The organism is Salinicola sp. NYA28a (assembly GCF_976982775.1).
This window is the reverse complement of the sequence record NZ_OZ334582.1, coordinates 3,286,403-3,309,138: the sequence shown is the minus strand read 5'-3', so window position 1 is coordinate 3,309,138 and position 22,736 is coordinate 3,286,403. Positions and strand designations below refer to the sequence as shown.

Below are 22,736 nucleotides of genomic sequence, written 5' to 3'. Positions count from 1 at the left end.
TGCCGTTGATCTTTGACGATGCCGCGATCGCGATATTGTGCGGATTCGGGCTCAGCTTGTCATGCCGTTGAGCGGTCTGGCCGCCAGTCGGGATTCTCCCTGGCACTCCTGGGCGCAGCGCTCGATTCGCCGGCAGGCCTCGCGCAGGCGCTCGGCGTCCACGGTCAGGCTCAGGCGCACGAAGCCCGCGGCGGAGGCGCCGAAGGCCTCGCCCGCGAGTACCGAAACGCCGTGCTCTTCGAGCAGCCGGTCGGCGAAGGCGTGCGTGCCGAGCCCGGTGGCGCGGATATCGATCATCATGAACATGCCCGCGGCGGGCGACAGCGTGGCGACGATCTCACTGTCGCGCAGCGTCTCGACCACGGCATCGCGGCGTTCCCGGTAGGTATCACGCATCGCGGCCAGCGCTGCCGGCGGTTCGTCCAGCGCGGCGATGGCGGCGTCCTGGATGAACGGCTGGCATCCGTAGAGCATGCACAGGGCGAGGTTGACCAGGTGCGACATCAGCTCGCGGGGGCCGACGACCCAGCCGAGCCGCCAGCCGGTCATGGCATGGGACTTGGACAGGCTGCTGATGACCACGGTGCGCTCGCGCATGCCCGGCAGGCTGTCGGGGCTTGCGTGTTCGCCGTCGAAGATCAGATCGGCATAGACCGCATCGACGATCAGCCACAGATCGTGTTCGCGACAGAGCGTGGCGATCGACTCCCACATCGCCGGCGTCAGGCACTGGCCGGTGGGATTGTGCGGGCTGTTGAGCAGGATCGCCTTCGTGCGCGGCGTGATCGACGCCTCGATGGCCGCCACCCGCGGCTGGAAACCGTCGTCGGCGGACAGCGGCACCCAGACCGGCACGGCGCCGGTGGCCTGGACCACGGCCTCGTAGGTGACGTAGGCCGGCTCGGGGATGATTACCTCGTCGCTCGGATCGAGCAGGCACTGGGCCGTGGCGTAGAGACCGCACTGCGCCCCCGCAAGTACGGCGACGTGTTCCGCGTCGGTCTCGGCATGGCCACCGTGGCTGCGGTGAAAGGCGGCGATGCGCTCGCGCAGGGCGTGCTTCCCCTGTACGTCCGCGTAATGGGTGGCGCCACTGCGCAGGCTGGTGACGGCCGCCTCGACGATGGAAGGTGGCGTGTCGAAATCGGGGTCGCCCACCGACAGGATGATGACATCCTCGCCGCGAGCCTGGCGCGCCTTGGCGCGGAAGTGGATGTTCCAGGCGCTGGCGCCTTCGCCGGCGATGCGCTGTGTCAGTGCGGAATAGGGCATGGCGGTTCCGTGTTGCGGGCAAGGATATCTTGGCAGCCTAACGGTTCGTCGGCTTGGCGAACAGAGCGTCCAGCGCCATGCGGTGGCGGTAGCGGTATGCGACTAAAGTTTTATAGGTGATCTTGCGCGAACGGCGGAGGATGAAACGAGACGAACGTCGAAGGCGCTGATGCCGTGCATGAGAATCGTGCATAAGAACCGCGCATGACAAGAACGAGGACCGTATGACCGAGCTTGCAGACCAGCGCTGCCAGTTACCCAACTGGCGCGACCGAATGATGAGTGCCGACGAAGCGGCCACTCTGATCGATGACGGCATGGTCGTCGGCATGAGCGGCTTCACCCGCGCCGGGGAAGCCAAGGCGGTGCCGCTGGCACTGGCACGGCGCGCCGAGCGCGATCCGCTCAAGATCACCCTGATGACCGGCGCCTCGCTCGGCAACGATATCGATGGCATCTTGAGCGATGCCCACGTGCTGGCACGGCGCATGCCGTTCCAGGTCGATCGCAGCCTGCGTGCCGCGATCAACGCAGGCGAGGTGATGTTCACCGACCAGCATCTGTCGGAAACCGTGGAACTGTTGCGCAACAAGCAGCTCGGCAAGCTGGACGTTGCGGTTATAGAAGCCGCCGCGATCACCGCCGACGGTGGCATCGTGCCCACGGCTTCAGTCGGCAACTCCGCCAGTTTCGCGATTCTCGCCGACAAGGTGATCGTCGAACTCAACCTGGCCACGCCGGAGGCGATGATCGGGCTGCACGACATTTACATTCCCGGCATGCGGCCCAACCGTCAACCGATCCCGGTGACAGCGCCGGATTCGCGCATCGGAACGCCCCATATCCCCATCGATCCGGACAAGATTGCCGCCATCGTGCTGACCCAGGGCCACGACAGCCCCTCGACCGTCAACCAGCCCAACGACGCCACGCGACGCATCGCCCGGCATCTGATCGGGTTCTTCGAGAACGAGGTGCGCGAGGAACGGCTGACGCCCTCGCTGCTGCCGCTGCAGGCCGGTATCGGCAGCATGGCAAATGCTGTCATGCATGGCCTGATGGAAGGCCCTTTCGAAGGTCTGACGATGTACTCCGAAGTGCTGCAGGACAGCACTTTCGATCTGCTCGACAGCGGCAAGATGACGTTCGCCTCCGGCAGCTCCATCACGCTGTCGTCGAGCTGCGGCCAGCGCGTGTGGAACCATCTCGAACGCTACAAGGATCGTGTGGTGCTACGGCCGCAGGAGCTCTCGAACCATCCCGGCATCGTGCGTCGGCTGGGGGTGATCGCCATCAACACCGCGCTGGAAATCGACATCTACGGCAACGTCAATTCGACCCACGTCAACGGCACCCACATGATGAACGGTATCGGCGGCTCGGGGGACTTCGCCCGTAACGGCCAGTTGTCGATCTTCATCACCACGGCGACGGCCAGGGATGGCGACCTGTCCAGCGTGGTGCCCTTCGTCAGCCACGTCGACCACACCGAGCACGATGTCGATATCGTGGTCACCGAACACGGCCTGGCCGATCTGCGTGGCCTGGCGCCCCGCGAGCGTGCCCGCTGCATCATCGAGAATTGCGCCGATCCCTATTACCGTCCGGCGCTGGCGGACTACTTCGAGACTGCCTGCACCCGTGGCGGACATACGCCGCACTGCCTGGAGCGAGCGCTGGCCTGGCACGCCACCGCGCGGCGCGACGGCTCGATGCGCGCCGTTGTCGAAGCCGTTCCGGCATCCACGACCGAACTCGCGCCAGATAGCTGAGAGACGTTCGCCATCCCGGCGCCGTCATTCCGATACCAAGCCACGAATCCCGCCACCTGGCGGGATTCGTGCGTTGTCAGGAGAGGATCAGTCGAGGCTGGCCTTCACCGCTTCCAGCGCCGGCTTGCCGGCGCGGGTGGTGATGCCGTCGAGGAACGTGGCGACCCGCTCGGGATGGTCCTGCAACCAGGTGCGGGCGACCTGCTCGGCCGGAAGCTCCTGGCGGCCGTAGCCGTCGATGAATTCGCTCTGTTCGTCCGCCGTCAGCGTGAACTGCTCGAGCAGGGCGAGCAAGTTCGGGTTGGCCTCGGCGAACGCCTTGTTGACGATGGTGCGCACGTCGCTCCTGCCGTTGTCCGGTCCGTAGACCGACTGCGGATCGTCGAGGATGCGCATGTCGTAGGCCGGGGCCATCCAGTGCGGGGTCCACCCGTACCAGACGATCCAGCGCTCGTCGTTGAAGGCTGCCTTCACTTCCGACAGCATGCCCGGCGTCGAAGAGTCGAGAATCTGCCAATCCCCCAGGCCGTAGGTGTCGTTGTCCTGGGCGTCATGAATGAAGGTACTCACGGTCGAGCCGGATTCGATCGAGTAGAAGCGCCCGCCGAATCGGTCGCGATGCGCGTCCAGATCCTCGGCGCTGTGGATGCCGGCGTCGTAGACGTAGCCCGGCACCGCGAAGCCCATCTGCGCCCCGGTGACGTTGTTGCCGAGATCCATGATCTTGCCGCTGGCCATCGCTTGGTCGTGGCTCTCCTGCTGGGCGGGTATCCAGCCGGCCAGGAAGACGTCGCTGTCGCCGGTCTGCAGGGTCTGGTAGCCGACGGTGCTGCTGACCTCCTGCGTCTCGCTGTCGTAGCCGAGCGGGGCGATCAGCTGGCTGAACACCTCGGTCTTGACGGTGACGCCGGGCCATGGCGGGACGACGAAATTGACGCTGTCGGCCTCATCCTGTTGCGGGCTCTGGGCGAAAGCCGCCATCGATACGGTCATTAGCGATAGCGGCAGCAGCGTGGCGGCCAGAAGCGTGGTACGCAGTGTCATTGTGACTCCTCATTGTTGTGATGGGCGCTTCGATTGTCGTGATGGGCGCGTCGATCGATGAACTTTCGCGTTCAACCGGTCGATACGCTGGGCAGGCCGTTGCCTTCGAACGGCGGGCGCGCCAGAACGCGCTCGAGCAGGGGGCGGAAGTGCTCGAGCGGATAGGTGTCGTAGTCGGGATCGAACGACGTCTGGTCCCACTCGTCGCAGAAGCGAACCGTACGCGCGTAGGCGGGATGGTCGCGGTAGTCGTCGCGCGCGTGGCGATCCAGACCATAGAAGTGGCGATAATGATAACCCTGGAACAGCTCGTGATGACGAATCATCCAGACATTCAAGGGTTCGATGAACGGCTCCAGAATCGCCGCCGCGATCTCGGCATGATTGTCCGGCGCCAGATCGTCGCCGATGTCGTGAAGCAGCGCGCAGACGATGGTCTCCTCGTCGGCGCCGGCGCGTTCGGCCCGGGTCGCGGTCTGCAGGCAGTGCGTGTAACGATCGACCGGGTAGCCGTGGGTATCGCCCTCGAGCCGCAGCAGGTGGGCGATGACGCGGTCAACGACGCCTTCGCGGTAGTCGCGGAAGTGGGCATCGATCTCGCGCCAGTCATCCGCCTGGCTATGGTCGAATCGGGTGAAGGTAGCGCTCATGCGGGCTCCTGCAGAGAAGGTGAAGTGGCATCGGCCTGGCGGCGCAGGGTCAGGCGCCGGCTGGCGGTGGTATCGCGGTCGACGTAACCCTGGCGCAGGTGGCGTACTCCCTGGCTGAGTCGGAAGGCGGTACGTCCGTGCAGTAGCCGGTAGTTGTCCATGATCAGCATCTCGCCCGGCGCCAGTTTGGGGGTCAGCGTCAGTTCCGGTGCGGTAATCAGCGCGAAGAATGCGCGCCGGGCAGCGTAGTAGCGCTCCAGCTGCTCGGGCGGCAGCGGCGGAATCCGTTCGGTACGATTGTTGTAGCGCACCCGGATCACCTCGCCGCGGCTGTCCAGCTCGATCAGCGGCCCTTCGCTCTCCAGATGCGCGCTGTCGTCGACGTAGCGGAAGCGGGTCGATGTCTGCGTCAGGCAGTCGAAGGCCGCGGGGTCCTGCCGGCGGAGCCGTTCGGCGGCCATGAAACCGTCCGCCAGCGTGCTGTCGCCGCCGCTGTCGGCATTGCTCAGGCAGTGCAGCCAGATATAGCCGGGAATCGGATCGCGATAGGGGTTGTCGGTATGCGGTTCGAGCCCGCGCTGGGTCATGGTCAGGTCGTAGGCTTCGGCGATCGACTTGACGTCGGCGATGCCGCCCCAATTGGTGCGGCGCAGTGGCCCCAGTCGCTCAACCAGCGGCATCATGCCGTCGAGCGTCAACGGGACGCCGCTCACCTTGACGAAACCGTAGCGCTCGAGCGACTCGAGCATCGCCGCCAGCGCCTCGTCGCTGTCGAGAGCCTGCCGGAAATCGGCGCTGGGGAGCTCCGTCAGTGACGCGTCCCAGCGTTGCTGGACCACGCGGGATCGTGGCGCGGGATGGAGGTCTCTCAGGTCGAAGCGGGCGTGATGACCGTCGCTGAACGTCAGGTCGATCCGCTCGCCATCGCAGCTTGCCTCTAGCAGCGAGAGATCCAGCGGCAGCGCGGCCGCTTCGATCAGGCGCTGGCCGGTACGTGGGTCGAGGGTTTCGGCATTCGGGGCGCGCTCGCGCAGCCACAGCGCGTGGAAGCGCGTCTCCCGATTCCCTTCGACCACTCTCAGCTGCCGTGCCCGGGTGCCCGGAATGATCTCGACGAAAACGTCCATGGCGACATCTCTCGGTGTGTCAGTGTCCTGATACCCTAGAAGGTGGCGTCTCGGATCAATTGATCTTTTTGGCCTTATCGGCGACGCTTTTCGCCATGACCGATCATTCGACGCCACAATGGCTCTACCCCCGCCCCGACCTGCCGCCCGTGCTCTCGCCCGACGAGGCGGACGTCACGGTCAATCTCTGGTTGCTGCCCAAGTTCTCGATGCTGACGCTTTACTGCCTGCTCGAGCCGCTGCGCGTCGCCAACCGCTTCGGGCGTTCGCTGTTCGCGTGGCGGCTGTTTTCCAACGATGGCGGGCCGGTGACGGCCAGCAACGGCGTGACCGTCGATGTCGATGCGGCGCTGGGGGAGGCGCCAATCTTCGACAACCTGTTCGTCGTCGCCTCCTATGAAGCCGAGGCGACCGTGGCGCCGTCGCAATGGGCGATGTTACGTCAGGTCGCGGCCCACGGCGGACTGCTGGCGGCGCTGGAGACGGGGGCGTTCATCCTGGCTCGCGCCGGGCTGCTGGACGGCTTCGAGGTAGCGCTGCACTGGGAGAGCGCCCCGGCGTTCGTGGAGGAGTTCCCGGCGCTGAAACTGAGCGATGCCCGCTATCGCTTCGATCGCCAGCGCCTGACCGGCGGGGGCGGGGCGGCCAGTCTCGATCTGATGATGGCCTTCATCGAGCGCGAACACGGCGCCAATCTCGTCGCGGCGCTGAGTCGCCAGCTGGTGCATTCGCGGCTGGACCCTCGCGTCGAGGGGGAGGGCGGTCTGAACGCCGGCTCGGATTATCGCCCGCGTAGCGTGCGACGGGCGGAGGCGATCATGGAGGCCAACCTGGCCCAGCCGTTGACGATTCCCGAGATCTGCCGACGTATCGGACAGTCGCAGCGCCAGCTCAATCGTCTGTTCCAGCGCTATTGCGGCGAAACCGCGAAAGGCCGCTACCTGTCGCTGCGGCTCGATCGGGCGCAGCAGATTCTGGCCGATAGCCGCACCAGCGTGACCCAGGCTGCCCTGGCGGCGGGGTTTGGTCAGCCGGCGCATTTTTCCCGGGTCTATCGGGCGCGGTTCGGCGAGTCGCCGCGAACCACGGCGCAGCGAGGCAAGCGTTCGTCGTGACGGGTCATCGGTTGTCGCTTCCGGTCAATGTAGCGACGTCTCATGACAACAGGTGAGCCGGTTCGACACCCACAATGAGTGTCATCGCAACGCACCTGCTGGTGCGCTCATACATCGCCCCGTACCGTGATCGGCTCGGGGCCGGACCGAGAGGCTCTTTCATGAATCGCGACGTCATCCTCACCTGCGCTGTCACCGGTGCCGGCGATACTGCCGGCAAGCATCCGGATCTTCCGATCACTCCGAAGCAGATCGCCGACAGTGCGCTGGACGCCGCCCGTGCCGGGGCCAGCATCGTCCATCTGCACGTTCGCGATCCGGAAACCGGCGGCGTCAGCCACTCCACCGATCATTTCCGTGAAGTCGTCGAGCGCATCCGCGAGTCCGATGTCGACGCGGTGATCAACATCACCGCCGGCGGCGGCGGCGACCTGTTCCCCGAGATCCGCGACGGCGTGATCCACGGGCTCGAGGGCACCGACCTGCAGACAGCGGCCGAGCGCCACGAGCCGGTGGGCCAGCTGTTGCCGGAGCTGTGCACGCTGGACTGCGGCAGCTTGAACTTCGGTGACATGGTCTACCTCAACAGTGCCGACTGGCTGCGCGAGCATGCGCGTCTGATTCAGCAGGCCGGAGTCAAGCCGGAGCTCGAGTGCTTCGACCTGGGCCACGTCTGGTTCGCGCGGCAGCTGGTCGACGAAGGCCTGATCGACGGCGATCCGCTGTTCCAGCTCTGCCTGGGCATTCCCTGGGGCGCCGAAGCGGACACCGAGACCATGCTGGCGATGCGCAACAAGCTGCCGGAGAACGCGATCTGGTCAGCGTTCGGCATCGGCCGCCAGCAGTTTCCCATGGCGGCGCAGTCGATGATCATGGGCGGGCACATGCGTGTCGGCCTGGAAGACAACCTCTATCTGAGCAAGGGCGTCTTCGCCACCAACGCGCAGCTGGTCGAGCGTGCCGCGACCATCGTCGAGAATCTCGGCGGCAAGGTGCAGACCCCGGCGCAGACGCGCGAGTCGCTGGCGCTGCGCAAGCCCTGATCCCCGCTGATTCTCCCCTGGGTTCGCGCCCACGGAACCGGCCGCCGCATCATCCGGCGGCCGCTACCTTTTCCCTACCCGATTTCGAGAGATGTGATGAACGCTACCACGCTTCCCAAGACCGTCGCCGTCATCGGCACCGGGGTGATCGGCAACGGCTGGATCGCCCGCGCCCTGGCCGCCGGCTGCCGTGTGACCGCCTTCGACCCCGATCCCGCTGCCGCCGCGCGCACTCGAGCCTTCGTCGAGCGTGCCTGGCCTTCACTCGAGCGACTCGGGCTTGCCGATGACGCCGATCCGCAGGCGCTGACCTTCGTCGACTCGCTGGAAGCCGCGGTGAAGGGCGCCGAGCTGATCCAGGAAAACGTGCCCGAGCGGCTGGCGCTCAAGCACGACGTGCTGAGCCAGCTCGACGCGCTGGCCGAGCCGGAAGTGGTGATCGGCTCCTCGACCTCCGGCATCAAGCCGAGCGATCTGCAGTCCGCCTGCCAGCGGGCGCCGGGCCGCGTGATCGTGGCGCACCCGTTCAACCCGGTCTATCTGCTGCCGCTGGTGGAACTGGTCGGTGGCGAGCATACCGCGCCGGTGGTACTCGAGCGCGCTCAGGCGCAGTACGCCGCGCTGGGCATGCGTCCGCTGGTCGTTCGCCGGGAAATCGAGGGTCATGTGGCCGACCGGCTGATGGAGGCGCTGTGGCGCGAGGCGCTGCACCTGGTCAACGACGGCGTCGCCACCACCGAGGAGATCGACGCGGCCGTGGTCTACGGCTGTGGTCTGCGCTGGTCGCTGATGGGGACATTCCTCACCTTCCACCTGGCCGGTGGCGATGGCGGCATGCGCCACATGCTGCACCAGTTCGGGCCGGCGCTGAAACTGCCGTGGACCAAGCTGGAAGCACCCGAGCTGACCGAGGAACTGATCGAGAAGGTGGCCGATGGCTGCGAGCATCAGGCCGCCGGACGCAGCGTTGCCGAGCTCGAGACACGCCGTGACGCGTTTCTCACCGAACTGCTCGAGCTGACCCAGAAATATTGGCCGGAAGCCGAAGGGCTCCAGGGGCGGATTTAATGAACGAGACGAATCCGATGAGCGAGGCACATCTGATGACCACGATCCCGGACGATCCGCTGTTCAAGACTCGGGTGCAGGATGGCTGGGTCGATTACAACGGCCATATGAACGATGCCGAATACGCCCGGGTCTTCTCGCTGGCGGTGGAGGCGCTGATGGATTGCGTTGGGCTCGACGAGGCCGGTCGCGCCGAGCACGGCTACACGATCTACACCCTCGAGACGCATCTCTGCTACCGCCAGGAAGCGCATCGTGGCGAGGCGCTGGCGGTGGCGTTGACGCTGCTGGACAGCGACGCCAAGCGTCTGCACGTGCTGTTCACGCTGACCAATGCCGATGACGATACGCTGGCGACCAGCGAACAGATGCTGATGGGGATCGACGTGGCCAGCGGCCGCCCGGCGCCGTTCCCCGAGCCGGTGGCCGCGCGCGTCGAAGCACTGCCGAAAGCCGGAGACGAATGGCCGAAGGCCGCCGGCCGCAGAATCGGGATCCGACGCTGATCGGCTCACCGGCCGTCTGAAACACCAACGACCCCGCTGAAAACAGCGGGGTCGTTGCATTGTTGCGTTGCATTTTTGTGTTGGGTCGTTACGTTGCGCAAGGCACTGGTCGGCCTCCGGGCTCAGGCGTCTTCCAGCCGCGCCCGGCGTTTGGCGCGCTTCAACATGCGTAGACGCGAGCGCGCTTCGTCGCGTTCCAGATAGCATCCCTGCAGCCAGCGGCTCCCGCCCTGGCTGACATCGAAGGCGTCTCGCGCGTGGAGCAGACGCCGGTTGTCGAAAATCACCAAGTCGCCGGGCGCGTAGCTGAAGCGCAGCGCGAATTCGGGCTCGCGCAACAACCGTTGTAGCGCCATCAGCGCCGCGTAGGCGGGCTCCACCTCGTCGAACGGCGCCATCAACGGGCCGCGCAGAAAGTCGGCGATGCGCACCTCGTCGAACTCGCCATTGGCGTCGAGCTTGATCATCGGATCGAACCAGACGTAGTCGCTGGTTCTGGCGGTGTTGGCATAGCACCAGCGCACCCGGGTCAGCGTCGCGAAGTGATCCGGATGGCGATCGCGCAGCGCCTCGGCCACGGCAAAGCCGTCCATCATGACCGCTTCTCCTCCCACCGTATCGTTCTCAAGGCAGTGCAACAGCTGCAGGCCTGGCTGGTACTCCCGCGTCGGCAGGTCGACATGCGGCGGCAGGGCGATCGAGGTGTAGGCGTTGGAGTCCGGATCCGGCTTGGCGCGGACATCGAACAGGGCGCCGAAATTGGTCGGCCGCGGCGGCCCGATACGCCGGGCAATGGCGTCCAGGCTGCCCGGCTCGGTGGGCAGGTTGCGCAGCCGGACCAGCCCTTCACCGATCACGGCCTCCAGTGCCTGCTCCAGCAGGGGATCGACGCTCATGGCATCGTGGTCTTCTGCCATCCAGCCGGCCGCGTCGAGGGTGATCGGGGCATCTCGATCCACGCCCCGCCACAGGGTGCGCGGCACCAATGCGGGCTCATGCTCGATGAGGTTGGCGTAATCGTGGGCTCTCAGCCAGCCGGGATGGAACGACAGCTGGCGCTGCTCGGGCAGGAATGCCAGCGTGACGGCGCCGTTGGCTTCCAGTCGGGCCTGCTCGAGAGTCGGCCACGCCTCCAGCCGGGAAAGATCGAGGATGCGCTCCCGCGTCGCCGGATTGACGGTGCTGTCGTCGGCGGCGTTCTCGCGCAGCCAGATGCTGTGATAGCGGCTCCGGCGGCCGTCTTCCCAGATGACCGTCAGGGTGTGGGCGTCGTGGTCGACGGCAGCGATGGCTACGTCCACCGGCCAGGCGTCGAAATCCGGGGTGGCGGGCAGCGCCGGGGAGGGAGACGGGGAATCGGGTTGGGCTGGCATGAAGGCTCCGACGATTTCTGGTGAGATTGACACCAGCGTGGCGGATGCCTCGGGGAGGAGGTTGACCTAAAGCGCCATTTTCTTGAGGTTATTGGCCGCGATCGTTCGTCGGTGATGACGGTGCTGCGCCAGGGCGGCGGGCATCGCTCGGCGCCTGGGCGTAGCGCTGGCGGTAGGCGCGGGAGAAGCTCGAGGCCGAACTGAAGCCGCAGGCCAGGCCGATGCTCAGGATGTCGCGGTCGGTCTCCTCGAGCAGATGCCGGGCCCGGTCCAGACGCAGTTCGAGATAGTAATCCCGCGGGCGCTTGCCGAGCTCCTCGAGGAACAGGCGCTGAAGCTGACGCAGCGACAGGCCGATGCGCTCGCTGAGCGCCGTCATCGACAGTGGCTGCTCGAGATGCTGCTCCATCAGCGCGACGGCATCGACCAGCGGGCGGCGGTGCGTACCCAGGCGTTTCGCCAACGGCAGGCGCTGATGGTCCTGGCGCGGGCGCAGGCGGGCGTGGATCAGCTGTTCGGAGATAGCGTCGGCCAGGTCCTGGCCGTGGCGACTGGCGATCATGCTCAACGTCATGTCCATGGCGGCGGCACCGCCGGCACAGGTGAAGCGGCGGGCGCCGATTTCGAACAGCGACTCCACCGCGTCGAGTCCCGGGAAGCGTTCGCGAAAGGCGGGCAGGCTTTCCCAGTGCAGCGTCAGGCGATGACCGTCGAGCAGGCCGACCTCGGCGAGGATCAGCGGGCCGGTATCGATGCCGCCCAGCAGGCAGCCTTCGCTGGCCTGGCGATGCAGCCACTGGCCGAGCCGGCGCGAGCGGTCCCGCTCGGGTTCGAAGCCGGCACACACCGCCAGGGTCGGCAGGGAAGGGGCGTCGGCCAGGCCGCAATCGACGAGCAGGGTCATGTCGTTGCTGGCGGTGACCGGCTGGCCATCCTCGCTGATCAGCAGCCACCGGTAGAGTGCGCGGCCGGCCAGCCTATTGGCGATTCGCAGCGGCTCCACGGCCGAGAAGAACGCCATCATCGAAAAGCGCGGGACCAGAAGAAACCCCACGGGTTCGGGTAAGGGCCCTGCGTAGTCCAGGCGCATGGTTTGTCACCCTGTCATTACAAAATAAAACAATGATTTGATTCGGATTTTTCCCAGTTCCGTGTGCTTATAGTGACAAAAAACGCGGGACGAAACACTTTGACCAAGGATTTAACATGCAAACACCGGTACTGGCCTTCGATGTATACGGGACGCTGGTGGATACGCAGGGAGTGGTCTCCCTTCTCGGCTCCCGTATCGGCGACGAGGCCGACGTCTTCGCTGGCCGCTGGCGCGACAAGCAACTCGAGTTCGCCTTTCGCCGCGGGTTGATGGGCGCCTACGCCGATTTTTCCCAGTGCAAGCGGGAAGCCCTGGATCTGCTCGATCAGGAGTGGGGCACACGGTTCGGCGAGGAATTCAAGCAGAGCCTGATGGCCGCCTACCGCCGCTTGCCGGCGTTCGAGGAGGTGCCGGCGGCGCTCGAACGTATTCGCGGGTTGGGCGTGCGCTGCGTGGCGTTCTCCAACGGCAGCCGCCAGAGCGTCGAGCTGCTGTTCGACAATGCCGGAATGATGGCGATGTTCGACGACATCATCAGCGTCGAGGAGGTGCGGCGGTTCAAGCCGGATGCGGTCGTCTACGCCCACTTGCGGCAGCGCACGCATAGCCGTGCCGACAATACCTGGCTGGTCTCCAGCAACCCCTTCGACATCATCGGGGCGCGCTACGCCGGCCTGCGCGCGGCCTGGGTCCAGCGCAACCCCAAGACACCGTTCGAGCCCTGGGGCGACCCACCCGACATGATGGCGTCCGATCTGGAAGCGCTAGCCGATCAGTTTGAGGTGATGCTCAAGCGCGAGCGGGCGTGAGGATAAGCGCTGGAGGCGAGTCGAGACGGCGCGACGATCCAACGGCACGACGATCCAACGGCACGAACGCGGGAAACTGGCTACGCTGCGAGTATGATCGATTCCATGGGCCACTCTCGCAGACTTTTGACGCACCGACAGCGCTGCGCCTGTTGGCTCGTCTGCCTTTTGTTGGGCGGCATCCTGGCAATGACGGCGCTGGCCCAGTCGCCGGCCGCGAATCGGGCGCTGGTGCTTACCCTCGACGACAGCATCAACCCGGCGACGCGGGATTACGTCGAACGCGGCATTCGCCGCGCCGAGTCGATGGACGCCGAACTCCTGGTCGTCGAGCTCGACACGCCCGGCGGTCAGGTCGAGTCGATGCGCCGGTTGGCGCAGACGATCCTCGCCGCCAGGGTGCCGGTCGCGACCTACGTCACTCCGAGCGGGGCACGGGCAGCCAGCGCCGGCACCTATCTGCTCTATGCCAGCCCCATCGCGGCGATGACGCCGGGCACCCATCTCGGTTCGGCCACGCCGGTGACCCTGGGCGGAGAGACGCCCGAGGACGCCAACAGCCAGGCGATGCGCCAGAAGATGATCGAGGATGCCGTGGCCACGATTCGTGGCTACGCCGAGCGTCACGGCCGCAACGCCGACTGGGCCGAGCAGGCGGTACGCGAGGCGGCCAATCTCGGCGCGAAGGAGGCGCTGGAACGCGATGTCATCGACGTGGTGGCCGTGGATCTCGATGACCTGATGGCACAGCTGGACGGCCGGCAGGTCGAGCTGGAAGACGGGACTCGAACGCTTTCGACGGCGGATATCGAACTCGTCCGCGAAGCGCCGGACTGGCGCACGTCGCTGCTGTCGCTGATCGCCAACCCAATCGTGGCCTATGGCCTGCTGTTGATCGGCTTCTACGGGCTGGTGTTCGAACTCGCCAGCCCCGGCACGCTGGTTCCGGGCGTCATTGGCGGCATCAGCCTGATGCTGGGGCTGTTTGCCTTTCAGGTTCTGTCGATCGACCTGGCCGGCCTGGGACTGGTGCTGCTGGGGTTGGCCATGATCGTCGGCGAGGCCTTCCTGCCCAGCTTCGGCGCGCTCGGTGCCGGCGGTATCGCTGCGTTCGTGATCGGTTCCATCCTGCTGATGGACGAGGCCAACAGTGCCGTGGCGTGGCCGCTGATCGGCGGCACGGCGCTGGTAGCGGCCGGCTTCCTGCTGTGGGGCGTGATGCGCCTGATGGGGGTACGGCGACGCATGCCCTTGACCGGTCGCGAAGAGTTGATCGGTGCCGAGGCCGTGGCGCTGGGGGATTTTGTCGCCGGACGCGGCAAGGTGCTGCTGCACGGAGAGCGCTGGCAGGCGCGTGGCAAGGGGCCTATCCGGAAAGGCGACAAGCTGCGCGTCATGGCGCTGGACGGCTTGACCGTCAGCGTGGAACCCACGGGCGTCGAGCGCCCGTCGACGTAAGCCCGATCCTGAAGCCGGTCACGTCGTTGACCACATGGTCGACCGCGTGGTCGAACCGAAGAGACGACGGCCGGCTTTCCCATGGAGGAGACGAAATGATGTTCGCCTATCTGGTACCTGTGGTACTGCTGATCCTGCTGTTGCTGGCTTCGATCCGGATTCTGCCGGAGTACCGTCGCGGCGTGGTGTTTTTCCTGGGCCGATTCCAGGACGTCAAGGGACCCGGGCTGTTCTTCCTGATTCCGGTAGTGCAGAAAATGGAGGTCGTGGACCTGCGCGTCATCACCATGGACGTGCCGGAGCAGGACGTCATTTCCCAGGATAACGTCACCGTTCGCGTCAACGCGGTGCTGTACTTCCGCGTCGTCGACCCGCAGAAGGCGATCATCCAGGTCGAGAATTACGTCAATGCCACCAGCCAGCTGGCCCAGACCACGCTGCGTTCGGTACTGGGCAAGCACGATCTCGACGAGATGCTCTCCGAGCGGGACAAGCTCAATGATGACATCCAGGAGATCATCGACGCCCAGACGGAGGCGTGGGGCATCAAGGTGGCCAACGTCGAGATCAAGCACGTCGATCTCGACGAGAGCATGATTCGCGCCATCGCCCGCCAGGCCGAGGCCGAACGCGAACGCCGGGCCAAGGTGATCCACGCCGAGGGCGAGCAGCAGGCGGCCGAGAAACTGGTCGAGGCAGCCGATATCATGTCGCGCAACCCGGCGGCGCTGCAGCTGCGCTATCTGCAGACCATGAGCGACATGAGCAACAAGAACGCCTCGACCATCGTCTTCCCGCTGCCGATGGACATCATGGAGGCGTTCAAGACCATGGCGGGATTCAATACCCCGAAGCCCGACCCCAGGCCGCAGGAAGAGATCTGACCTCGGGTCACCGTGGTGGCTGGAGCGTGTATGCTTGAGATTCATTCCGCCGATAGAACAGGGAGTCCGCTTGGCCACGTCACAACCCCCTTCACCACACCAGCCATCCGCGCTCGCCATCTTCGATCTCGACGACACGCTGCTCGACGGCGACTGCACGCATCTGTGGCTCGAGTGGATCATCGATTGCGGCTGGGTCGAGGATGGCGAGGCGCTGCTGGCGCAGATGCGTGAGCACGACAGGCAGTACCACGCCGGTACGCTGAACATGACCGACCATCTGCGTTTCACGCTAGCGCCGCTGGTCGGCCGCCCCCGTCAGGTCGTGCGTGAACAGGTCGAGGCGTTCGTCGATGCCAGGGTGCGTCCGCGCCTGATGCAGGAAGGGGTGGAGCGGCTCCAGGCCCACAGCCGGGATGGACACGCCACGCTGGTGATCTCCGCCTCGATGCACCATCTGGTCGAGCCCATCGCGCATGCCGTCGGCGCCGATGGTGCGCTCGCCTCGCTGCCCGAGTTCGACGCCGACGATCGCTTCACCGGCGAGCCGACCGGCATCCAGACCTACCAGCGCGGCAAGCTCGAGGCGTTTGCCCAGTGGCTCGAGGCTCACGATACCGGCTTCGCCGCAGGCTGGGAGACCTGGGGCTACAGTGACTCCTTCAACGATCTGCCGCTGCTCGAATTCGTCGATCATCCGCATGCCACGCAGCCGGACGAGCGTCTGCAGGCAACCGCCGAGGCGCGGGGGTGGCCGATTCTGCGATGGCGCTAGGTTTCGTGCGACTCCAGGATTCCGTCCGGAAGCCGCCTGGGCCGGTCCCATTGTCGCGACGCAGGGTCATCGGGCTTGGGTGAGATAACCATTGGAATCAATCGTCCTGATTGAAATAACTCATGACGGGACACCGTTGCGTCGTTGGTAACTGGGGTATATTTTGTCAACCAAGGTTTAACTTGATAACCAGGGGATCATCACCTTGGCGTGTTGACCATCTCCAGAGGCAATCGTGTCCAACTCCTTGACCCAAGCCCGTGACGAACACTTGACGACGCCAGCGGCTGCCCGGCGTCGTTCGACGCTGTCGCGCTTTCTGCCGTTCTTCGGGCCGGCGATGATCGCGGCGGTGGCCTATATCGATCCGGGCAACTTCGCCACCAATATCGAAGCCGGCTCGCGCTATGGCTACTTGCTGCTGTGGGTCGTGCTGTGGGCCAATCTGATGGCGATGGTGATCCAGACGCTATCGGTGCGGCTGGGGCTGGCAACCGGCAAGAATCTGGCGGAGATGATTCGGGAGCGCTATCCGCGGCCGCTGGTCTGGTTCTACTGGGTCCAGGCCGAACTGGTGGCGATCGCAACGGATCTGGCCGAATTTCTCGGTGCCGCGCTGGCGTTCAATCTGCTGTTCGGCATGTCGATGCTCGAAGGGGCGCTGCTGACCGGGGCGATCACCTACGGGGCGCTCTACATGCAGCGCTTCGGCTTTCGCCTGCTCGAGATCATCATCGGCAGCATGCTGCTGGCGGTGGCCGCCGGATTCGTCATCCAGATCATCATGGGACGCCCCGAGGCCGCGCCGGCGCTCGAGGGCTTGCTGCTGCCCCAGTTCCCGGATGGCTATGCGGTATTTCTCGCCGCCGGCATCCTGGGTGCGACGGTGATGCCGCACGTCATCTATCTTCACTCGTCGCTGTCGCAGCGACGCGTCGCGACCCATACCGACGAGCAGCGTCGCCGCGCCATGCGCTACTACCGGTGGGACGTGATCATCGGCATGGGAATCGCCGGCGTCATCAACCTTTCGATGCTGGCGCTGGCCGCCTCGGTCTTCTTCGACAACGGGCGTACCGGCGTCGCCACGATCGAGCAGAGCTATCAACTGCTGGCGCCGCTGATGAACCAGGAGCTGGCGAGCACCCTGTTCGGCTTCACGCTGCTGATGGCCGGGCTGTCCTCGTCGATCGTCGGCACCCTGGCGGGGCAGGTGGTGATGCAGGGCTTCGTCGGCTTCACCATCCCGCTGTGGCTGCGGCGCCTGATGACCATGCTGCCGGCGATCGTGGTGATCATGCTGGGGTTCCCCGAGCAGCAGGTTCTCGTCGCCAGCCAGGTGGTGCTGAGCTTCGGGATTCCCTTCGCGCTGATCCCGCTGATCCACTTCACCGCCCAGCACCGGCTGATGGGCAATCTGACCAGTCGCCCCTGGGTCACGGGCCTGGGATGTCTCCTAGCGGCAGTCATCATCTTGCTGAATGGTTATGTGTTGGCCTTCGAGTTGCTGTAGGCTCTCTAGGACGCGCGCGGGCGAACTCCTGAAAGGCCCCCGTCGCCCATCATTTCTGCCCGTCGATGAGAACACCATGCCAGCAACGCCACGCCCACGTTATGCCCGCTTCGAGCGCACGCGTCTCGATCACCAGCAGGAGCTGGTGGAAGATTACGTGGAGGAAATCGCGCAGCTGCACCGCGACCACGGCGAGGCCAGGGCCAGCGATCTGGCCGAACGGTTCGGCGTCAGTGCCGCTGCGGTCTCCAAGGTGATCGCGAGGCTCAAGCGTGACGGTCTGGCCGAGGCGCGCCCGTATCGCGGCGTCTTTCTGACCGAGAAGGGCAGCGAACTGGCCGAGAAGGTCGAGGCGCGCCACCAGCTGGTGCTATCGACCCTGCTGGCGCTCGGTGTACCGCCCCATGTGGCCGAAGCCGATTCCGAAGGGATCGAGCACCACTGCAGCGACGCCACCGTCGAAGCGATGCAGCGCTTTCTGGAAGCGCATGATCGCTGATACGCCGATACCGTCAGGGGCCTGCCGATAGTCGTTCCCGGGAATGCCGTCTGGGAACCTTTCGACGTTGGTGGTAGACTCCTGCGCGCTCAGGATAGGCTGAATAAATCGGCGAGCAGGATGAAGCGCAAGGCGCACGGAGCGCAGGAACCGGAGCCTATGGGGTATAGGTGAGGATTCCGAGCACCGCGCAACGCAGCGATTCGCCTGCGTAGGCATTTATGCAGTGTTTCCCTAAAGTTTTAGATCATTCAACGACGCGCTCGACAGGTCGCTCCCATGCAAGACCGTATCGACAACACCATCGCTGGCATGACGCCACCCTAGCGTAACGCCCCACCCCGGCGTGCCTCTTGCGCGCGCTTCGCTGTCTCCGATACCCCTGTATCGGCACGACGGCATGTTCTTGTTCGACCCATTCAAATCAAACTTTTGCCGCGACTGCGTGGCCGTCGTTCGACTGCACGCTGTATCGATCCCGCCGACGACCGGGTGATACAGGTGGCCATTCCGCTTTGGCTGACGGGCGGATCGGCGCGATCGGCAACGGTCTATCGCGGCCCATGACAGGGAACTGCCCATGTTAGAAACGATAAAACAACACTGGTTTTCCAACGTCCGTGCCGACGTGCTGGCCGGCACCGTCGTCGCGATGGCGCTGATCCCCGAGGCGATCGCCTTCTCGATCATCGCCGGCGTCGATCCCAAGATCGGCCTCTATGCGTCGTTCTCGATTGCCGTGATGATCGCTTTCACCGGCGGTCGGCCGGGGATGATCTCTGCCGCCACCGGCGCCACGGCGCTGTTGATGGTGACCCTGGTGCGCGATCACGGTCTGGAGTACCTGCTGGCGGCAACGCTGCTGACGGGGGTAATCCAGATTGTGTTCGGCTATCTCAAGCTGGGCGAGCTGATGCGCTTCGTGTCGCGTTCGGTGGTCACCGGTTTCGTCAACGCCCTGGCCATCCTGATCTTCATGGCGCAGCTGCCGGAACTGACCGGCGTGACCTGGCATGTCTACGCGATGACGGCGGCCGGGCTCGGCATCATCTATCTGTTTCCGTATCTGCCGGTCATCGGCAGGATGTTGCCGTCGCCGCTGGTGTGCATCGTGGTACTGACGATCGTCTACATGGTCAGCGGCATGGATATCCGTACCGTGGGTGACATGGGCGAGCTGCCGGACTCCCTGCCGGTGTTCCTGTGGCCCGACGTGCCGCTCAATCTCGACACGCTGATGATCATCCTGCCGTATTCGCTGGGCATCGCCGTCGTCGGCCTGCTCGAGTCGATGATGACCGCAACGATCGTCGATGAACTGACCGATACCTCGAGCGACAAGAACCGCGAGTGCAAGGGGCAGGGCGTCGCCAACATCTTCTCCGGTCTGCTCGGCGGCATGGCGGGCTGCGCGATGATCGGCCAGTCGGTGATCAACGTGAAATCCGGTGGACGCACGCGTCTTTCCACGCTGGTGGCCGGTGTCTTTCTGCTGATTCTGGTCGTCTTCCTGGGCGACTGGGTCTCGCAGATTCCGATGGCCGCCCTGGTCGCCGTCATGATCATGGTCTCGATCGGGACGTTCAGCTGGGAGTCGATCCGCAACCTGCGCCGCCACCCGATGTCGACGAACATCGTCATGATCGCCACCGTCGCCGTCGTCGTCACCACCCACAACCTGGCGATCGGCGTGCTGGTCGGCGTGCTGCTGGCGTCGCTGTTCTTCGCCAACAAGGTGGGACAGATTCTCTACATCGGGAGTCGCATGGACGACGATGGCAAGACGCGCAACTATGAGGTCGTGGGGCAGGTGTTCTTCGCGTCATCGACCCGTTTCACGGCCGGCTTCGATTTCAAGGAGGCGATCGAGCGAGCCACGATCGACGTTTCCCGAGCGCACTTCTGGGATATCACGGCGGTCGAGGCGTTGGACAACGTGGTGATCAAGTTCCGCCGCGAAGGCACCGAGGTCGAAGTGGTGGGCATGAATCAGGCCAGTGCCACTCTGGTCGATCGTTTCGGGGTGCATGACAAGCCGGACGCCGTAGAGAAGCTCATGGGTCACTGACGCCCGATTATCGGGCCGGTCTGGCCCGCTTTCGATCATCAACCAAGAACGGCTGAAAGGAGAATCCCATGAGTGAACGTCAGGTTCTGGCCTGCATCGACGATTCGCGTCACGCTTTCGCGGTGTGCGCCGCGGCTGCCTGGGCCGCCGAACGGATCGGCGCCCCGCTCGAGCTGATGCACGTGCTGAGCAAGGCGCCGTGTCTGGGCGCTACCGATGCCAGCGGGCAGATCGGGCTCGGGAGCCGAGAACATCTGCGCGAACAGCTGACCGATCTCGACGAGCAGCGTGCCAAGCTGGCCCAGCAGCATGGTCGCGAATTGCTGGAGGCCGCCCGCGGCCAGGCCGAGCGCCTGGCTCCGAACACCACGGTTTCCACTGCGCTGCGTCACGGCAATCTGATCGAATCCCTGGTCGAGCGCGAGCCTCAGACTCGCCTGGTCGTGCTGGGCAAGCGCGGCGAGTCAGAGGATGAGGCGCTCGAACATCTGGGCGGCAATCTGGAGCGGGTCGTACGCACGCTGCATACCCCGATCCTGGTGACGCCTCCGGAATTCCAGCCGCCCTCGAGACTGCTGCTGGCTTTCGACGGTGGCCGGACGACCCGCAAGGGCGTCGAGATGATCGCCGACAGCCCGCTGCTCAACGGCCTGATCTGTCACGTGATCATGGTCGGGGCCGGTACCGACGATCAGCGAGCCCAGCTCGAATGGGCGCTGAATCGGCTTCGCGAGGGTGAGGTCGATGCCCAGGGCACGATTCTGGCCGGCGACGTCGACGAGATGCTCGCCGAATACGCCGACCAGCATCAGATCGACCTGATGATCATGGGCGCCTATGGCCATTCGCGGATTCGCCACCTGCTGGTCGGCAGTACCACGACCGCCATGCTGCGCCACGCGCGGACGGCAACGCTCATTCTGCGCTGATACTGGTACTGCGCTGACTGGGCACCCACAGCCGACCGATCGCCAGGACGCTCGTCGTGGCGATCGGTCGTCAGTCGCTTCGGGTATCGGTGGCCCGGGTGTTGGATCGGGTGTCGGTAGACCGGGGCGTCAGCGGATGATAGGGAATCGATCAGGCGTCGTGGCGGGAGGGTGGCGCCGGCTGGTGTTGCAGGAAGCGCGACAGCCGCTCCGCCTGGCTCTCGCCGACCTGGCACAGCTGCCAGGCGATCTCGGCGTACTGCATGAGTGTCGGCAGCATCAGTTGCAGGCGATGCGCGTCATTCTCGTGGCGCTGCGCCTCGGCATCCAGCCATTCGAAGAGTTGCGCCAGGCGGGTGTAATTCACGTCGCCCCGGCCGCTGTTGCCGCGCAGAGCATCGACCGCCAGACAGCGCATGACGCTGCGCTTGTTGGGATCGAGGCCCTCCTTGTCCAGCAACGCTTCGGCATGCTGCACGAACTGGCTCATCAACTGGGACAGTTCGGCCGCTTCCAGCTGGCGGCGCACCGCATCCTGGCTTTCGATCAGCGCCTGCTGCTGGCGTGTCAGTCCTCTCGCCAGAATCACCAGTTGCACGCAGAGCCAGCCCGCCAGTACCAGTGCCAGTAGATACAGGCCCAACGGTGCCAGCGCATCGGCCGGCAGCGGCCAGCGGAGGTCGCTGGCGAGCACGCCGCCAGCGGCCAGCGCCAGTAGCACGATGATGATCAGAGCGATGGAAATGCCAGATTTCATGTGGTGTCCATAAAAGAGGGGCGTCGTCTCCATGACGCTTTATCGGCGCTGGATGGCTATCCTTGAGCATTGTCTAAAATGGATCTTCACGTTCGTCCCGTACAGGTATTTACCGCGCATGCGGCCAACCCGGATGTGGGGTGAACCCTCGGCATTGCACGAATGTCGATTCTCCGCATACTGAATGGCAGTCGGCTTCCTGCTGTCATCCCGGTGCGGTTATCCAGAGTGCGTCGTTTCGGGAATCGTGCCGTCGGTAGGATAGCCATTGTCATTGACAGAAGCGTGTCGGGATTTAGAAGAAGGAGAGGTCGTTCATGTCACTGGAATCCACGGTGCCTTCCGAGGCCCAACTGGGATGCGACGAGCTGTCCCGGCGTCTGGGCGAAGCCTGTCTGGCACGGGGCGTTCGGGTGACGACGGCGGAATCCTGCACTGGAGGCGGCGTCGCCAGCGCCATCACCGCGATCGCCGGTAGTTCCGCTTATTTCGAGACCGGTTACGTGACCTATTCCAATGCCGCCAAGCAGCGCCTGCTGGGGGTCGCGAGCGTCACGCTGGAGACGCACGGCGCCGTCAGCGAGGCGACCGTGCGCGAAATGGTCGCTGGTGCCTGCCGTGACAGCGGCGCGGAGCTTGGCGTCGCGGTCAGCGGCATTGCCGGTCCGGAGGGTGGCAGCCCCGATAAGCCGGTGGGCACGGTCTGGTTCGCCTGGGGCGATGAACGATACCAGCGCGCACGCTGCCTTCTCTTGCCCGGCGATCGTCAGGGTGTGCGTGAGCTGGCCGTGTCGGTGGCATTGGCGGGATTGATAGAATCGCTGTCGGAAAGTGACCGTGACACATGATCCGCATCGGCGACGACGCTGGCGTCGTGGCCGTATCAGAACTTGATCGAAAAACTTCGAACGGGGATAGGCGCGCGACGGTTTTTTCGCCATACTACTGTCTAATCATACAGTATGTGAGCCGAGCGCCGTG

21 protein-coding genes are annotated in these 22,736 nt (G+C 65.0%); 14 read left to right on the top strand and 7 right to left on the bottom strand.

Annotated elements, in window-relative coordinates; translation table 11 throughout:
- Positions 1 to 51 precede the first annotated feature (51 nt).
- Entirely contained in the window at positions 52 to 1,272 is a 1,221-nt protein-coding gene (locus tag ACWHY3_RS14890; protein WP_332778985.1) for a pyridoxal phosphate-dependent aminotransferase, read from the bottom strand.
- A 224-nt stretch (positions 1,273 to 1,496) separates the two neighbouring features.
- Between ACWHY3_RS14890 and ACWHY3_RS14885 the strand changes: the two genes are divergently transcribed.
- Positions 1,497 to 3,044: a succinate CoA transferase gene (locus tag ACWHY3_RS14885; protein ID WP_087718185.1), complete on the top strand. Its 1,548-nt coding sequence runs from the start codon at positions 1,497 to 1,499 to the stop codon at positions 3,042 to 3,044.
- 87 nt (positions 3,045 to 3,131) lie between these two features.
- Here the strand turns inward: ACWHY3_RS14885 and ACWHY3_RS14880 are convergent, their stop codons facing one another.
- The 3 genes from ACWHY3_RS14880 to tmpA all read right to left on the bottom strand — a co-directional run bounded on the left by ACWHY3_RS14880 (position 3,132) and on the right by tmpA (position 5,865).
- Positions 3,132 to 4,088, bottom strand: a complete 957-nt coding sequence (locus tag ACWHY3_RS14880; RefSeq protein WP_332778986.1) for an ABC transporter substrate-binding protein — start codon at positions 4,086 to 4,088, stop codon at positions 3,132 to 3,134.
- A 71-nt stretch (positions 4,089 to 4,159) separates the two neighbouring features.
- On the bottom strand, positions 4,160 to 4,738 hold the full coding sequence (locus ACWHY3_RS14875) for an HD domain-containing protein (RefSeq protein ID WP_303855809.1): 579 nt from the start codon (positions 4,736 to 4,738) through the stop codon (positions 4,160 to 4,162).
- Positions 4,735 to 5,865, bottom strand: a complete 1,131-nt coding sequence (gene tmpA / locus ACWHY3_RS14870) for a 2-trimethylaminoethylphosphonate dioxygenase (protein WP_448126881.1) — start codon at positions 5,863 to 5,865, stop codon at positions 4,735 to 4,737. The genes ACWHY3_RS14875 and tmpA overlap by 4 nt, the downstream gene beginning before the upstream one ends.
- 95 nt (positions 5,866 to 5,960) lie before the next feature.
- Here tmpA and ACWHY3_RS14865 point away from each other — a divergent pair, with 95 nt between their 5' ends.
- From ACWHY3_RS14865 to ACWHY3_RS14850, 4 genes are all read left to right on the top strand, one after another.
- Positions 5,961 to 6,980, top strand: coding sequence for a GlxA family transcriptional regulator (locus ACWHY3_RS14865; protein ID WP_332778988.1), 1,020 nt, complete (start codon positions 5,961 to 5,963; stop codon positions 6,978 to 6,980).
- A gap of 161 nt (positions 6,981 to 7,141) precedes the next feature.
- Complete coding sequence (locus ACWHY3_RS14860; protein ID WP_448126880.1) at positions 7,142 to 8,023, top strand: 3-keto-5-aminohexanoate cleavage protein; 882 nt, start codon at positions 7,142 to 7,144, stop codon at positions 8,021 to 8,023.
- A gap of 96 nt (positions 8,024 to 8,119) precedes the next feature.
- Positions 8,120 to 9,091, top strand: coding sequence for an L-carnitine dehydrogenase (locus ACWHY3_RS14855; RefSeq protein ID WP_448126879.1), 972 nt, complete (start codon positions 8,120 to 8,122; stop codon positions 9,089 to 9,091).
- A gap of 17 nt (positions 9,092 to 9,108) precedes the next feature.
- Positions 9,109 to 9,597 (top strand): thioesterase family protein, encoded by a 489-nt coding sequence (locus ACWHY3_RS14850; protein ID WP_256961082.1) that lies wholly within the window; start codon positions 9,109 to 9,111, stop codon positions 9,595 to 9,597.
- Between the two features lie 122 nt (positions 9,598 to 9,719).
- On the opposite strand, the gene ACWHY3_RS14845 is transcribed toward ACWHY3_RS14850, so the two are convergent.
- Together ACWHY3_RS14845 and ACWHY3_RS14840 are read right to left on the bottom strand one after the other, a co-directional pair.
- Entirely contained in the window at positions 9,720 to 10,970 is a 1,251-nt protein-coding gene (locus tag ACWHY3_RS14845; protein WP_087718180.1) for a TauD/TfdA family dioxygenase, read from the bottom strand.
- A gap of 88 nt (positions 10,971 to 11,058) precedes the next feature.
- On the bottom strand, positions 11,059 to 12,060 hold the full coding sequence (locus ACWHY3_RS14840; RefSeq protein ID WP_087718179.1) for a GlxA family transcriptional regulator: 1,002 nt from the start codon (positions 12,058 to 12,060) through the stop codon (positions 11,059 to 11,061).
- A 116-nt stretch (positions 12,061 to 12,176) separates the two neighbouring features.
- Between ACWHY3_RS14840 and ACWHY3_RS14835 the strand changes: the two genes are divergently transcribed.
- From ACWHY3_RS14835 to ACWHY3_RS14800, 8 genes are all read left to right on the top strand, one after another.
- Positions 12,177 to 12,872, top strand: coding sequence for a haloacid dehalogenase type II (locus ACWHY3_RS14835; protein WP_448126878.1), 696 nt, complete (start codon positions 12,177 to 12,179; stop codon positions 12,870 to 12,872).
- A 189-nt stretch (positions 12,873 to 13,061) separates the two neighbouring features.
- Entirely contained in the window at positions 13,062 to 14,330 is a 1,269-nt protein-coding gene (locus tag ACWHY3_RS14830; RefSeq protein WP_448126877.1) for an NfeD family protein, read from the top strand.
- 95 nt (positions 14,331 to 14,425) lie between these two features.
- Positions 14,426 to 15,214 (top strand): slipin family protein, encoded by a 789-nt coding sequence (locus ACWHY3_RS14825; RefSeq protein WP_087718176.1) that lies wholly within the window; start codon positions 14,426 to 14,428, stop codon positions 15,212 to 15,214.
- 70 nt (positions 15,215 to 15,284) lie between these two features.
- On the top strand, positions 15,285 to 15,989 hold the full coding sequence (locus tag ACWHY3_RS14820) for an HAD family hydrolase (protein ID WP_179208829.1): 705 nt from the start codon (positions 15,285 to 15,287) through the stop codon (positions 15,987 to 15,989).
- Positions 15,990 to 16,224: 235 nt separating this feature from the next.
- Positions 16,225 to 17,502 (top strand): Nramp family divalent metal transporter, encoded by a 1,278-nt coding sequence (locus tag ACWHY3_RS14815; protein WP_256961080.1) that lies wholly within the window; start codon positions 16,225 to 16,227, stop codon positions 17,500 to 17,502.
- Positions 17,503 to 17,578: 76 nt separating this feature from the next.
- Positions 17,579 to 18,001: a manganese-binding transcriptional regulator MntR gene (gene mntR / locus ACWHY3_RS14810; protein ID WP_087718174.1), complete on the top strand. Its 423-nt coding sequence runs from the start codon at positions 17,579 to 17,581 to the stop codon at positions 17,999 to 18,001.
- 580 nt (positions 18,002 to 18,581) lie between these two features.
- Positions 18,582 to 20,069, top strand: coding sequence for a SulP family inorganic anion transporter (locus ACWHY3_RS14805; RefSeq protein ID WP_448126876.1), 1,488 nt, complete (start codon positions 18,582 to 18,584; stop codon positions 20,067 to 20,069).
- A gap of 68 nt (positions 20,070 to 20,137) precedes the next feature.
- Complete coding sequence (locus tag ACWHY3_RS14800) at positions 20,138 to 20,998, top strand: universal stress protein (protein ID WP_087718172.1); 861 nt, start codon at positions 20,138 to 20,140, stop codon at positions 20,996 to 20,998.
- Positions 20,999 to 21,149: 151 nt separating this feature from the next.
- Here the strand turns inward: ACWHY3_RS14800 and ACWHY3_RS14795 are convergent, their stop codons facing one another.
- Positions 21,150 to 21,755, bottom strand: a complete 606-nt coding sequence (locus ACWHY3_RS14795) for a hypothetical protein (protein ID WP_087718171.1) — start codon at positions 21,753 to 21,755, stop codon at positions 21,150 to 21,152.
- A gap of 317 nt (positions 21,756 to 22,072) precedes the next feature.
- Between ACWHY3_RS14795 and ACWHY3_RS14790 the strand changes: the two genes are divergently transcribed.
- Positions 22,073 to 22,603 carry a CinA family protein gene (locus ACWHY3_RS14790; RefSeq protein WP_087718170.1) on the top strand — a complete coding sequence of 177 codons (531 nt, stop codon included), beginning with the start codon at positions 22,073 to 22,075 and terminating at the stop codon, positions 22,601 to 22,603.
- Positions 22,604 to 22,736 lie beyond the last annotated feature (133 nt).